This is a genomic window from Streptomyces microflavus (assembly GCF_014650075.1).
Taxonomy (GTDB): Bacteria; Actinomycetota; Actinomycetes; order Streptomycetales; family Streptomycetaceae; genus Streptomyces; species Streptomyces microflavus.
The window spans coordinates 100,684-113,369 of record NZ_BMUG01000011.1 but is presented as its reverse complement, the minus strand read 5'-3'; the positions used below and the strand labels follow the sequence as shown (position 1 = coordinate 113,369).

General features: G+C 71.9%; 15 protein-coding genes. 5 read left to right on the top strand and 10 right to left on the bottom strand.

Annotated features, from left to right (window positions below):
• Positions 1-44: 44 nt before the first annotated feature.
• Together IE264_RS29210 and IE264_RS29205 are read right to left on the bottom strand one after the other, a co-directional pair.
• On the bottom strand, positions 45-308 hold the full coding sequence (locus IE264_RS29210; RefSeq protein WP_015607597.1) for a hypothetical protein: 264 nt from the start codon (positions 306-308) through the stop codon (positions 45-47).
• A 241-nt stretch (positions 309-549) separates the two neighbouring features.
• A complete protein-coding gene (locus IE264_RS29205; RefSeq protein ID WP_032758308.1) occupies positions 550-1,359 on the bottom strand; it encodes an SGNH/GDSL hydrolase family protein in 810 nt (269 codons plus the stop codon).
• Between the two features lie 256 nt (positions 1,360-1,615).
• Between IE264_RS29205 and IE264_RS29200 the strand changes: the two genes are divergently transcribed.
• Complete coding sequence (locus tag IE264_RS29200; RefSeq protein ID WP_032758307.1) at positions 1,616-2,710, top strand: DUF5925 domain-containing protein; 1,095 nt, start codon at positions 1,616-1,618, stop codon at positions 2,708-2,710.
• A gap of 56 nt (positions 2,711-2,766) precedes the next feature.
• Here the strand turns inward: IE264_RS29200 and IE264_RS29195 are convergent, their stop codons facing one another.
• Complete coding sequence (locus IE264_RS29195; RefSeq protein WP_015607600.1) at positions 2,767-3,141, bottom strand: GntR family transcriptional regulator; 375 nt, start codon at positions 3,139-3,141, stop codon at positions 2,767-2,769.
• A 71-nt stretch (positions 3,142-3,212) separates the two neighbouring features.
• Here IE264_RS29195 and IE264_RS29190 point away from each other — a divergent pair, with 71 nt between their 5' ends.
• Positions 3,213-4,133 (top strand): GNAT family N-acetyltransferase, encoded by a 921-nt coding sequence (locus IE264_RS29190; protein WP_032758305.1) that lies wholly within the window; start codon positions 3,213-3,215, stop codon positions 4,131-4,133.
• Positions 4,114-4,626, top strand: a complete 513-nt coding sequence (locus IE264_RS29185; RefSeq protein ID WP_032758304.1) for a ribonuclease FAU-1 family protein — start codon at positions 4,114-4,116, stop codon at positions 4,624-4,626. The genes IE264_RS29190 and IE264_RS29185 overlap by 20 nt, the downstream gene beginning before the upstream one ends.
• Before the next feature lie 85 nt (positions 4,627-4,711).
• Here the strand turns inward: IE264_RS29185 and IE264_RS29180 are convergent, their stop codons facing one another.
• The 4 genes from IE264_RS29180 to IE264_RS29165 are packed head-to-tail and all read right to left on the bottom strand — an operon-like array spanning position 4,712 to position 9,303.
• A complete protein-coding gene (locus IE264_RS29180; RefSeq protein ID WP_078657516.1) occupies positions 4,712-6,205 on the bottom strand; it encodes a trifunctional class I SAM-dependent methyltransferase/NUDIX hydrolase/VOC family protein in 1,494 nt (497 codons plus the stop codon).
• Between the two features lie 12 nt (positions 6,206-6,217).
• Complete coding sequence (locus IE264_RS29175; protein ID WP_032758302.1) at positions 6,218-7,750, bottom strand: tripartite tricarboxylate transporter permease; 1,533 nt, start codon at positions 7,748-7,750, stop codon at positions 6,218-6,220.
• Positions 7,751-7,753: 3 nt separating this feature from the next.
• On the bottom strand, positions 7,754-8,323 hold the full coding sequence (locus IE264_RS29170; protein ID WP_015607605.1) for a tripartite tricarboxylate transporter TctB family protein: 570 nt from the start codon (positions 8,321-8,323) through the stop codon (positions 7,754-7,756).
• Positions 8,320-9,303, bottom strand: a complete 984-nt coding sequence (locus IE264_RS29165; RefSeq protein ID WP_015607606.1) for a Bug family tripartite tricarboxylate transporter substrate binding protein — start codon at positions 9,301-9,303, stop codon at positions 8,320-8,322. The genes IE264_RS29170 and IE264_RS29165 overlap by 4 nt, the downstream gene beginning before the upstream one ends.
• A 116-nt stretch (positions 9,304-9,419) precedes the next feature.
• Between IE264_RS29165 and IE264_RS29160 the strand changes: the two genes are divergently transcribed.
• Positions 9,420-10,106 (top strand): response regulator, encoded by a 687-nt coding sequence (locus IE264_RS29160; protein ID WP_190167727.1) that lies wholly within the window; start codon positions 9,420-9,422, stop codon positions 10,104-10,106.
• Positions 10,107-10,171: 65 nt separating this feature from the next.
• On the opposite strand, the gene IE264_RS29155 is transcribed toward IE264_RS29160, so the two are convergent.
• Complete coding sequence (locus tag IE264_RS29155; protein ID WP_032758301.1) at positions 10,172-10,690, bottom strand: hypothetical protein; 519 nt, start codon at positions 10,688-10,690, stop codon at positions 10,172-10,174.
• A gap of 139 nt (positions 10,691-10,829) precedes the next feature.
• On the opposite strand from IE264_RS29155, the gene IE264_RS29150 reads away from it, so the two are divergent.
• On the top strand, positions 10,830-11,318 hold the full coding sequence (locus IE264_RS29150; RefSeq protein WP_015607609.1) for a GNAT family N-acetyltransferase: 489 nt from the start codon (positions 10,830-10,832) through the stop codon (positions 11,316-11,318).
• Between the two features lie 150 nt (positions 11,319-11,468).
• Here IE264_RS29150 and IE264_RS29145 read toward each other — a convergent pair whose 3' ends face one another.
• Complete coding sequence (locus IE264_RS29145) at positions 11,469-11,777, bottom strand: type II toxin-antitoxin system PemK/MazF family toxin (RefSeq protein WP_229887837.1); 309 nt, start codon at positions 11,775-11,777, stop codon at positions 11,469-11,471.
• 192 nt (positions 11,778-11,969) lie between these two features.
• Positions 11,970-12,632: a hypothetical protein gene (locus IE264_RS29140; protein WP_032758299.1), complete on the bottom strand. Its 663-nt coding sequence runs from the start codon at positions 12,630-12,632 to the stop codon at positions 11,970-11,972.
• Positions 12,633-12,686 lie beyond the last annotated feature (54 nt).

Below are 12,686 nucleotides of genomic sequence, written 5' to 3'. Positions count from 1 at the left end.
CTCTCCCGAGCGGTGGGCCGGCCCAGTGGTCGATGTGGCGTCGGTCAGCGGCGGCTGCCGAAGAGCGAGCGCCGCAGTCGCCGCAGCGGGGCGAAGAGCGACACACGGGCGCTCCTGCTCCGGCGGGTGTGCGCGGCATCACGCGAGGTCAGCTCGCGCATCAGCAGCGTCGCTTCCGCCGACTCGCGCTGCGGGACGACAGGGCCGCCGAGCACCGCGAGATGGCGGTCGAGGCGCGTACTGGTCGCACCGCTCCCGCATGTGATGGCAGGCACCCGCGGCCTGCTCCGCATCGTTATCTGTTCCATGTCACTCCCCACCCGTACGAGGGCACCCGGTCCGGGCAGGTTAACCCTATCGCCCCACGGTGACACACGGGTATCCCGCCCGCGGGATCGAGCACACACATACGGAGGTTGACGACCTGTTACCGAATCCGCCCGATTCCAGGGCGAGTTCGGACAGTTCGGATGGTTTGTTCGACGGAACGGGAGGCCCCGGGGCCGGGGCCTCCCGCACAGGCGGACGGTTCGCCGCTCAACTCACCTGTCAGGCAGCGGAATTGAAGACGGGCAGATAGCCGCCCGACTGTCCGGCGGCGGTGGGGTGGTAGGACTCGCCGATGTTGAGCCAGTTCACGCTGTGCAACCAGGAGTTGCCCGAGCAGATCTCGTGACCGGTGAAGGTCGTCCTGACGTCACCGAAGGCGAAGCCGTGGTCGGCGGCGCGCTTGGCGGTGGCCGCGTTCAGGTAGTCGGAGGCGCCGTTGATGGCGGTGCGCTCCCGCTCGCTGAGGCCGGCCACGCAGCTGCCGCCCAGCTGGTAGAAGCGGGGGTAGCCGAGGACGACGACCCGGGCGGAGGGGGCCTTGGCCTTGATGGCGTTGTACACGGAGTCGAGCCGGCCGGGCAGGGTCGAGTCGACGTAGGCGCGGGCGGTGGCGATGCGGCTGAGGCAGGTGGACTCGGACTGCAGGACACAGGTCGTCATGACGTCGGCGAAGCCCGCGTCATTGCCGCCGATGGAGATCGAGACGAGTTCGGTGGAGGCGTTGAGCGGTCCGAGCTGACCGCTGGTGACGTCGTTGGTCCGGGCGCCGGAGCAGGCGGTGAAGGCGAAGCTGGAGGGGGAGTTGGCGTTGGCCCAGAGCCTGGGGAAGGCGCGGGTGCTGCGCTTGCAGTCGCCGCTGGCACTGTCGTAGCTGCCGGCTCCGACGCCGGAGGAGTACGAGTCGCCGAGCGCGACGTAGTCGACGGCCTTGACGGACGAGTCGGCGTTCGCGATCCCCGCACCGGTCAGGGCGAGGGCGGCACCGAGCAGGAGCGAGGACGAGAACGCCACGAGTCTGGACATTTTCATGGGGGGACTCCTTGAGCAGGGGTAACTGCGTTACTCCGTAGTAGCAGCGCACCCGGCTCACTGGAAGTGTTCATGCCAAAAATAGGTCCTGAGTGCTTCCGCCCGCCCTCCGGAGTTCAACGCGCGCGCCTTGACGCGCCGGTGTCGTAGCGTCACCTCCGGCGCGTACGGAGACGGCCTGCCGAGCCGCCGCACGTCCCGCCGGACCGGTGAAACCTGGGTGCGCGGGGTGTCCCCGTGCCGGATCATGGGCGCCATGTCTGCCAACCCCGAGTCCGCTCTGCCGATCCGGCTCACCGTCGACGACAGCGACTCCCCGTCCGACGTCGTCGACGCGCTCTTCCTCGGCCGCTTCGCGACGGGCGAGCAGCCGTACTCCCACAGCTCCTCCCTCGACCGGGTCAAGGCCGGGGCGACCCTGCTGCCCCCGCACGCCGCGGTGCTGCGGGCCGCCCGCGACGACGACCGCAGCGCCACGCTGGCCGAGGGCGACGGCTGGACCCTGCTGGTCTCCCGGTGGAACCGGGGCGCGGACGTCACGGTCACCGCGACCAGCCCCGAGCTGGCGGAGAAGGTCCTCGGGGAGGCGACCGACGGCGCCCAGGACGAGCCGGAGCCGCAGCCCGACAACGTGACCATGGGCTTCTGGTACGTCTCCCCGCGCCGCGGCCCCTACCGCACCACCCGGCGGATCACCGCCGGCAGCTGGGACGAGGTCCGCCCCAACTACACCGCCCCGGTGGCCGACGCCATGGACCGGCTGATGAAGGTCACCCCGGACGACATCGCGGGCCGGCTGCTCCTGCTGCACGGCCCGCCCGGCACCGGGAAGACGTCCGCACTCCGCACCCTGGCCCGGTCCTGGCGCGACTGGTGCCAGGTCGACTGCGTGCTGGATCCGGAGCGGCTCTTCAACGACGTCGGCTATCTGATGGACATCGCGATCGGTGAGGACGACGGCACGGCGAAGGGCCGGTGGCGGCTGCTGCTCCTGGAGGACTGCGACGAGCTGATCCGCGGCGAGGCCAAGCACACCGCGGGGCAGGCCCTGTCCCGGCTGCTGAACCTGACGGACGGTCTGCTCGGCCAGGGCCGGAATGTGCTGGTGGGGGTCACCACCAACGAGGACCTGGAGCGACTGCATCCGGCGGTGGTCCGGCCGGGGCGCTGCCTGGCCCGGATCGAGGTGGGCCCGCTGACCCGCCAGGAGTCGGTGGCCTGGCTGGGTACGGAGGAGGGCGTGAGCCGGGAGGGCAGCTCGCTCGCGGAGCTGTACGCGCTGCGCCGGGGGATCGGCCCCGCGTCGGTGCCGAAGCAGGACGCGGGGGCGGACGCGGGGCTGTATCTGTAGGGCGGTGGGGGCCTCATGCGGACGGGTGGGGGCCGTAGCCCGTGGGGCCTGTTGGGTCAGCGCGCGTACGCGGCCCGGACCGCGTCCTGGGCGAGCGACAGCGCCCGGTCCCGGGGCAGCCCGAGCCGCTGGGCGGCCTCCGCGTAGCTCTGCGCGGCGGCGGCGGCCTTCTGCTCGGCCGCTCCCCCGGCGGCCGCGACGAAGGTCCCGTTCCGCCCCCGGGTCTCGATCACACCGTCGGCCTCCAGCGCGCGGTAGGCCTTGGCCACGGTGTTGGCGGCGAGGCCCAGCTCCTCGGCGAAGCCCCGTACGGTCGGGAGCCGGTGCCCGACCGGGAGCACGCCGGAGCGGGCCAGTTCGGAGAGCTGGGTGCGCAGTTGCTCGTACGGGGCGATGCCGGAGTCCGGGTCCAGGACGATCTTCTCAGTCACGGACCGATTCTCCCCCCGCGGGCGGAAAAAGGGGAGGCGATCGCGGCAGGGCCGCGCGTAACCTCCGCCGCATGACAGTGATTGTGCGGGATTTCCGGCCATCCGACGCCCAGGCGTGGACCCGCGTCCGGCGAGCCGCGGTCCCCTATCTGGTGTCCACCCCCGAGCAGGTCACCCACGATCTGGCCCATGCCCATCCGGACCGGCACTACCGGCTGCTGGTGGCCGAGCGGGACGGCGAGGTCATCGGAACCGCGCAGGCCCAGATCGCCCACGAGAGCACGGAGCCGGGGCAGGGATCCTGCACCCCGCACGTCCTGCCCGGCCACACCGGTCGCGGGGCGGGCTCCCTGCTGCTGAGCACGGCGGAGGAGCACCTCGCGCAGGCGGGGGCCGCGGTCGTGCACGCCTGGGTGCTGGACACGCCTCAGAGCCTGGAGTTCGCCCGGGGCCGGGGCTACCGGCCGGGCCGCTCCGCCCACTTCCAGCACCTGGATCTGGCGGGCGCGTCCCTGCCGCCGCTCCAGGAGGCCCCGGCGGGCGTGGAGCTGAGATCGGGGGCCGACTTCGCCGACGATCCCCGGCCGCTCTTCGAGGCCGACGCCGAGGTGACGCCGGACGAGCCGACCGACGTACCCACCGAGCTGGACGACTACGAGGACTGGCTGACGAACACCTGGCGCCACCCCACCTTCGACGCAGCTCTCACCACGGTGGTCCTGGTGGACGGCCGGGTGGCCGCGTTCAGCGCGGCGGGCACCGACGGGAGCCGGACGTACTCCAGCAACATGACCGGCACCCTCCGGGCGTTCCGGGGGCGGGGTCTGGCGAAGCTGGCGAAGAACGACTCGCTGCACCGGGCTCGGGCGGCCGGATACACGGACGCCTACACCGCCAACGACACCGGCAACGGCCCGATGCTGGCCATCAACAAGGCGTTCGGCTACACGGTCTGCGCCACGGAGGTCCGCCATGCCCGCACCCTCGGCTGAGCCCCGTGCTCCCCGGTCCAAGGGCTTGGTCGTCGCCCTGACCAAGGCGGGCCGCACCAAGATCAGGTATCCGGCGGAGCTGGTCCGCGACGACGGCACCCGCGTCACCGTCCGGGCGCCGTGGGCCGCGCCCGGGGTGCGGGACTTCGGCTTCGTCCGGTTCGAGCCGGGTGATGTCCTCACCGAGCACTACTGGCGGGACCGGTGGTTCGCGGTGAAGGAGGTCCGTACCGGTGACGGCGAGCTGAAGGGCTGGTACTGCGACATCACCCGGCCCGCGGTCCTGGCCGACGGGGTACTGGCGGTCGAGGATCTCGACCTGGACCTGTGGGTGTCGGCGGACGGCTCCTCCGTACTGCGGCTCGACGAGGACGAGTTCGAGGCGAGCGGCCTGGCCGGACGCGATCCCGGGGCGGCCGGGGCGGCGGCCCGCGCCCTGGACGAGCTGGAGGCGCTGGCCCGGGCGGAGGGGCTGGCGGGCCTGCTGACCTGACCGGCGCGGACCGGGTGCCCGACGGCCTGGTGGAGCCGGCGGGACCGCTGGACCGGCCGCCGGGGACACGCTCCGGCGGGGAGCTTCAGGGGCGGGGCGTGGACGCGGCCACCAGCTCCACCTCGTAACCCGCCTCGTCCTCCAGATAGGCGGCGACATGGCCCTCGCCGCCCGCGTGGGGATGGCGGTCGGGGTGGAGCAGGCGCCAGCCGTGTGCGGGGGCCTCGGCCGTGAGGGAGTCGAGGGCGGCCCGGTCCGCGACATGGAACGCCAGGTGGTTGAGGCCGGGGCGGCGCCGGTCGTGGTGGTCGGCGGAGAGGTCGGGCGACTGCTCGACGACCACGTAACTCTCGCCGCGCCGCCAGCTGAGGCCGTCCGCCCAGCGCTGGTACGGGAGGTGGCCGAGCCGCTCCAGCAGCCAGCCCCAGCGCCGCTCCGCACCCGCGAGGTCGGGGACCCACAGCTCGATGTGGTGCACCCGGCCGGTCCGCTCGGCGGCGGGCTCCAGCGCCACGGCCCGGCGCGGGCCGCCCGGCCGGTGGGCGATCGGGTCGCCGTCCTCGTGCCAGTGGAGCATGAAGTGCTCGCCCGCCCGGTAACCGTCCAGGCCCGCACGGCAGTACGCGACCATGTCGTCCGGCAGGGCGTCCAGCGGGAACCAGTCCAGCTCGGAGCACTTCTCCGGCTCCGCGTTGCGCGGCGGGCGCTCCGGGTCGTACTCCGCGAGGAAGAACCAGCCCATCCGCGCCCCGCCGCCGGGGCCCCGGTGCTGCATCACGAGGGCGACCCGCAGCTCGTCGGGGTCCAGCACGACACCGATCTCCTCGGCGGCCTCCCGGATCATCGCCTCACGGACGTCCTCACCGTCCTCCGCGTGGCCGGAGGGCATGTGCAGCAGGCCGTCCGCGTAACCCGTGTTGGCCCGGCGGGCGAGCAGGACGTCCGGGCCGCGGCGCAGGATCAGGTGGACGTCGACCACCTCGGTGTGCCGGTGGGGCGGCTCCGCGCGGGCCACCAGGGCGTACCGCTCGTCGTCGACCTCCTTGCCCCAGAGCCGCGGGTCGGCGGCCAGGTCCTCGTGGTGGACGCGCTCGGTGTGCTGGGCGAGCAGGGAGGTGACCCGGGCGGCGGAGAGCCCGACACCACCCCACACCCCTTCGATCAGCACCAGCCGGCCGCCGGGCTTCAGCAGGCCGAACCAGTGGGCCAGGGCGGCTGCCGGGTCGGGCAGCAGCCAGACCACGTGCCGGGCCACGATCACGTCGAACGCCCGCTCCCCCACCGGGGGCCGGGCCGCGTCCCCGACCAGGACCTCGGCGCCGGTCCCGGCGAGCTTGGCGCGGGCCTGCTCGGCCATCCTGGGCGACCGGTCGACGGCGGTGACCCGGTGGCCCTGACCGGCGGCGAGCAGCGAGAGGCTCCCCGTACCGCAGCCCAGGTCCAGCAGGTCACCGCGGGTGGCGGGCAGCCAGCTCTCCAGCCGCCCGGCCCACGCGTCGCGCACGGCGGGGTCGAGGAGTCCGTGGTCGGGCTCCTCGTCGAAGGATTCGGCCGCCGCGTCCCAGTCGATCGTCGTCATACGTCGATGGTCTCAGCCGCCACTGACAGTGCCGGATTCCCCTTTCTCCTTGCGGCCGTTCCGCCCTCGCACGACGACCAGCCGGTGCACCAGCGGCCAGGCCACGATCACCGCCACGATCGCGTAGACCGTGATGGAGAACGGGGTGTTGACCAGACCGGTCGCACTGCCGTCGCTGATCTGGAGCGCGCGCCGCAGCTGCTGTTCGGCGGCCGGGCCGAGGATCACCCCGATGACCGCGGGGAGCACCGGCAGTCCGTAGCGCCGCATGCCGAGCCCGATGAGGCCGATGACCAGGAGGATCACCAGGTCCAGGGCCTCGCCGCCGACCGCGTACGCGCCGACGGCGGCGAAGAAGAGGATGCCCGCGTACAGATAGGGGCGCGGGATCCGCAGGAGCTTCGCCCAGACGGGGGCGAGCGGCAGGTTGAGGGTGAGCAGCAGCACCATGCCGACGAAGAGCGAGGCGATGAGGCCCCAGACCAGCTCGGGTTCACGTTCGAACAGCAGGGGCCCCGGCTGGATCCCGTACTGCTGGAAGGCGGCGAGCATCACGGCGGCGACCGCGGTGGTGGGCAGGCCCAGGGTGAGCATCGAGACGAGGGTTCCGGCGGCGGAGGCGGAGGCCGCCGACTCCGGTCCCGCGACGCCTTCGATGGCGCCCTTGCCGAACTGGCCGCGGTGCTTGGAGAGCCGCTTCTCGGTGACGTAGCTGAGGAAGGTGGGGATCTCCGCGCCGCCCGCGGGTATCGCCCCGAACGGGAAGCCGATGAGCGGGCCGCGCAGCCAGGGCTTCCAGGTGCGGCGGAGGTCGTCCCGGCCGAGCCAGGGGCGGCCGACGGGGATCGGCTCGCCGGTGGAGCGGCGCAGGTGGGCGGCGACCCAGAGGGCCTCGCCGATCGCGAAGAGGCCGACCGCGACGATCACCACGTCGACCCCGTCGGCCAGTTGGAGCGAGCCGAAGGTGAGGCGCTGCTGCCCGGTCATCTGGTCGAGGCCCACCAGTCCGATGGTGAGGCCGATGAGCAGGGAGGCTAGTCCCCGGATGCGGGAGGCGCCGAGGACGGAGGTGACGGCGATGAAGGCCAGCACCATGATCGCGAAGTAGTCGGGCGCGCCGATGCCGATGGCGAGGGAGGCGACCGTGGGGGCGAGGACGACCAGCAGGATCGTGCCGATCATGCCTCCGGCGAAGTGGCCGATCGCGGCGGCGGCCAGCGCCTGGGCGCCCCGTCCGGCCTTCGCCATCGGGTTGCCCTCGATCGCGGCGACCACGGCGGCGCTCTCGCCGGGGGTGTTGAGGAGGATCGAGGTGGTGGAGCCGCCGAACATCGCGCCGTAGTAGATCCCGGCGAACATGATGAAGGCGCCGGTCGGGTCGAGTCCGTACGTCACCGGGAGCAGCAGCGCCACGGCCATGGCCGGTCCGATGCCGGGCAGCACGCCGATCGCGGTGCCGAGCAGGACGCCGAGGGCGGCCCAGAGCAGGTTGGCCGGCGTGAGCGCCGTACCGAAGCCGTCGAGGAGGGAGTGGAGGGAGTCCATCGGTCAGATCACTCCCATCAGCGGGCCACCCGGAAGGGGGACGCCGAGCAGGTTGTCGAAGAGGAAGTAGGTGGCGAGGGAGAGGACGGCGGCGATGAGCGGATCGCGGTCGTGGTGGCGGCTGCCGAGCGCGTAGGCGGAGCCCCAGAAGAGGAGCGCCCCGGCGATCGGGAAGCCGAGCGGGCCGATCAGGACGGCGGCCGCGAGGAAGACGCCGCTCAGCAGGAGGACGGTGCGCCAGTCGGCCGGTTCGTCGAGGTCGACGTCCTCGCCGCCCTCGGCCTCGCCGCGCCCGCCGCGCAGGACGTCCACGGCGAGGAGGACGGCGACCAGGAGGAGCGCCGAACCGACGACGAGGGGGACCGTGCGGGGGCCGATGGGGCCGCGCTGGGCGATGTCGACGTTCATGGTGAGGGCGTCGGTGAGGACGAGGGTGCCGATGGCCAGCAGGAGGACGCAGACGCCCAGTTCGGAGTGGTCGCGCAGCCAGGAGCGGGTGGTGGTGTCCTGCTTCGGGGCGGGCTCACGAGTGGGACCTTCGGATCCGGCAGGCCCTGTGGGTTCGGTGGTCACAGCCCCAGCTCCTTCAGCACGGTGGCGACGCGCCGGTCCTGCTCGGCGAGGAAGTCACCGAAGGGCTCACCGGCGAGGAAGGCGTCGTCCCAGCCGTTCTTCTTCATCGACTCCTTCCACTCCTTCGAGGCGTGCAGCTTGGTGATCAGCCCGGTGAGCTTGGTGCGTTCGGCGTCGGAGAGGCCGGGCGGGGCGACGATGCCGCGCCAGTTGGTGAACTCGGTGTCGAGGCCCGCCTCGCGCAGGGTGGGCGCGTCCATGCCCGGCACCCGCTTCGGGCCGGTGACGGCGAGCAGCCGCAGCTCGCCCGCCTCGATCTGGTCGCGGTACTCGCCGAGACCGGAGACGCCGAAGCCGACCTTGTTGCCGAGGACGGAGGCGAGCAGCTCACCACCACCGTCGAACGGAACGTAGTTGACCGCCTTCGGGGCGATCCCGGCGGCCTGCGCCATGAGCATGGGGGCGAGGTGGTCGGGCCCACCGGGCGACGATCCCCCACCGACCGGCACGGCGGCCGGGTTCTTCTTCCAGGCGGTGAGCAGCTCACCGATGGTGCGGTACGGGGAGTTCTTGGCGACGACGACGATGTCCGGCTCCTCGGTGAGCCGGGCGATCGGGGTGGTGTCGGCGAGGGTGCTCGGGGACTTGTTGGTGTGGACGGCGCCGACGACGCCGAGGCCCATGGAGAGGGCGAGCTTGCCGTTGCCGTGCTCGCCGACCAGCCGGGTGAGGCCGACCGTGCCGCCGGCCCCGGGGAGGTTGAACACCTCGATGTTGTGGGTGAGTCCGGCGTCCTCGGCGTTCTTGGCCATGGTGCGGGCGGTGATGTCGTAGCCGCCGCCGGGGGTGTTGGGGACCATGAAGCGGAGCCCGGGAATCTGGGTGCCGGTGTCGGAGCCGTCGCCGGTGGCGAGCAGGGGTGGCCCCACCAGCACCAGCAACGCGGCCCCGGCCAGGGCGAGGGGAGTGCGTAGTCGCACGGGTTCCGCCTTTCGCTGTGAAGTGGCCCACATGTTGCCCGCGCGTTAAGAACCTGTCTCTCTTCCGGAATCAACGGACGTTGTGGTCGTTGCGGTCGCGGCTTAGCGTGTGCGGCGTGACAACGGTGCTGGTGGTGGACGACGACTTCATGGTCGCGAAACTGCACAGCCGCTATGTGTCCGTAATGGACGGCTTTACGGTCGTCGGGGTGGCGCACAACGGCGCCGATGCCTTGCGGGCGGCCGAGCGGCTGCGCCCCGACCTGGTGCTGCTCGACATCTACCTGCCCGATATGGACGGGATCGACGTACTGCGGGCACTGCGCACGGCGGAGGAACAGGACACCTCACGCCCCAGCACGGACGCCCTGTTCATCACGGCGGCGAGGGACGCCGGAGTGATCAGGGCCGCGCTGCGGGCGGGGGCCCTGCACTACCTCATCAAGCCGTTCAGCCGGTCCGCCCTCCAGGAGCAGCTGCGCCATGTGGCCGCGCTCCGCACCCGCCTGGACGAGCTGGGCGAGGCGCGCCAGGAGGACGTGGACCAGATCTTCGGCACGCGTCCGCCCGGCTCCCGCGAACTCCCCAAGGGCCTGGCGGCTCCCACGGCGGACCTGGTGGAACGCACCCTGCGTGCCCGCCCCGAAGGCCTGTCCGCCTCGGAGTGCGCCGAGGCGGGCACGCTGTCCCGGGTGAGCGCGCGCCGCTACCTGGAGTACTTCGCCGGAACGGGCCGGGCCGAGGTGACCCTGCGCTACGGCGGCACGGGCCGCCCAGAACGCCGCTACCGCTGGATCGGCTGAGGCCCCGCGCCCGCCCCTGCCGCCGCGCCACCGGCGTACGCCCGTCCGATCCCGCACACCTGGCCTCACGGCGTGCCGCCGGCGCACCGCTCCTCCCAGGTGGACCGCACGACCGCGTGGGCGCGCCGGAAACGGTGGTCCGGGTTCTCGGCGAGGTCGACGGGGGCCTGGAGCGTCACGGCACGGCTGTCCTGGCGTATGAGCTGGATGAAGGTGCGGGCGCTGGGTCCGCTGCCGGTCCGCACGGTGGTGACGGCCCGTATCTCCTCCCACCGGCAGAGCCGCCGGTAGGGCCAGACCCCGGTGGTGACTCCGTCCTCGTCGATGCGCGTCCCTCCGGCGGCCTTGCGCCACGAGTGCACGGCACCCGCCGTCACCGGCAGACAGACGAGAGCGGCCACCCACATCGGCAGCGCGGCATCACTGCCCGCGCCCATGTACAGAGCGGCCAGGGCATAGGTCACCGCCCACCCCCCGGCGATCCACCGCCACAACCGGCGCTGCCCTGGCAGCACGGCGTACTCCAACGGCAGGCTCTCGTCCTCCTCCGCCGCCGCCTCGTACTCACCCCAACGGTTCGTCATCTCCCGGCCCCCGCCCCCGTAACGCCCTCGGCGTTCATCCTCTGCTGCCGAGTATCACGCACAGCACTGACAACGCCGGGAAACCGGCTTGAGCCCTCTGCCGATCGGCGGGGATGCTGACTGACCGGAGGTACTGAAGATGAAGAACGTCGTGCTGAAACTGTCGGCCCGCGATCTGGTGCACGCAGACCTGGCCTCGTGCGGGTGGGCAGGCTCTGACCACCATCTGGCCGGTGTTGCCGGGCAGTTGGAACGTGCGCGAACCGGCGAGGTCGACTACCTGGCGATCTGCCCTGCGACGGACATCCCTGTGGCGAAGGGCGGCATCGACTACCAGATCAAGGAGGGCGTCGGCACTCTGTGGCAGCTGGCGGTCCACCCCGCATTGCAGTCGTGCGGGATCGGTACGTTCCTGGTCGAAGCCGCAGAACGCCGGATCAGAAGCCGCGGTCTGCGCCAGGCGGAGCTTTCCGTGGAGGAGAGCAACCCCCGGGCGCGTGCGCTGTACGAACGGCTCGGCTATGCCGCGTACGACCGTCGGCCGGACTCGTGGGACGAACAAGCCCCGGATGGATCATTGCGCCGCTACGAAACGATGTGCACGTTGCTGCGGAAGGAACTCTCATAGCGCCCGGTGACGGCCCAGGGCCCCGCCTTCGTGACCGGCGAAGCAAGGCTCGCCGTCGCGAGGTGACTTCAGCCGAGCTGCCTGGCCCCATCCCTCGTCGAGGTAAACCGTCCAGCTGTCCCCCACCGCCCGGCGCAGTTCGACCTTCGCCTACTCGAGTCCACCGATACGGAGGGCGTTCTCGATCTCGCTGAGTTTCGCGGAGGACAGGGCGCCCGCCCGCTCGATCAGGTCGTCCCGGGACACGGTGGTCAGCCACGTGCAAGGGGTAAGGCCCGGACGCGGCAACGCGAACCGCAGCACGCCTTCAAAGGGCAGCCCTTCCGCGGCGCCTACAGCCACTTCGACGCCCAGACCGGTGATGTCGACGCCCGCACCAGCGACGACCTGCATCACCCGGATCCCGGACGCATCGTCTCCCGACAGCAGCACGACCGGCCGCCGCTCGTCGAACTCCACCCACCAGACTTCGCCACGTTGCACACGTCCTCCAGACACAGGAACGGCGGGCGGACGCCGGGCGACCCCGACGCGCTGTGGAGACGGGTGCGGCAACCTGTTGATCATCGGTGTGTGAAGACAAGCGATCACGCGGTGGCCACAGGTCGCAGCGTAGACCCTGCCCGCCGGCAGCCGCCCCCGATGCCCTCATCACGATCTACGGCTGGAGTACTGACCCTGCGGCGATAGACCCGGCGCGGGAAGGTCGAGAACGCGAGCGAGGGCCGCTGTGACGGGCGCGGAGCGGCCGGGCAGCTGCCAGGAGGCCCAGTCGGCCGCCAACGCCAGGAAGTCGCCCAGGTCGCGCTCGACACCCGTCAGCAGGTTGCGGAGCTCAGCGGTGGGAAGCTCGATCACCGGACTGGCGCTCTGCTCCGAGTCGACCGTGAGCCGGACGGTGTCGCCGAAGCGCTCCGCAACCGGTGACATCGGCTCGTGGCCGAAACCGAGCAGCCTGCCGTCGTCGGCGAACCGGTGCCAGTCGCGCCAGTCCTCCAGCCCATCGCAGCAGCCTGGCAGGAAGGCGACACCTGTGGAGGTGTTGGTGACCCGGAGGCCGCCGGCAGCGAAAAGGCTGTCGAAGGTGAGCAGCCCGTGAAGGAACGAGTCGAGTGCGGCGGCGGGGCGAGGCGGGCGGTCACCGTCGGGGTCGATGTCATTGCAACCGGCGATGCGCGCCACCGCTGTCCCGACCTCATCAGGCGAAAGCTCACCGCCGAGAGGCAAGAAGTCGAACGGCTCGACCTCGGCGACGGGCCAGAGGTCGAAGCCGTCAGGTACGTATATCTCCAGGACGGGCTGCATCACGATCACCCGGCGAAGTGTTCCGCATCCCCCGCCGGCATCGAGCCCACCAGCAGAAAGACC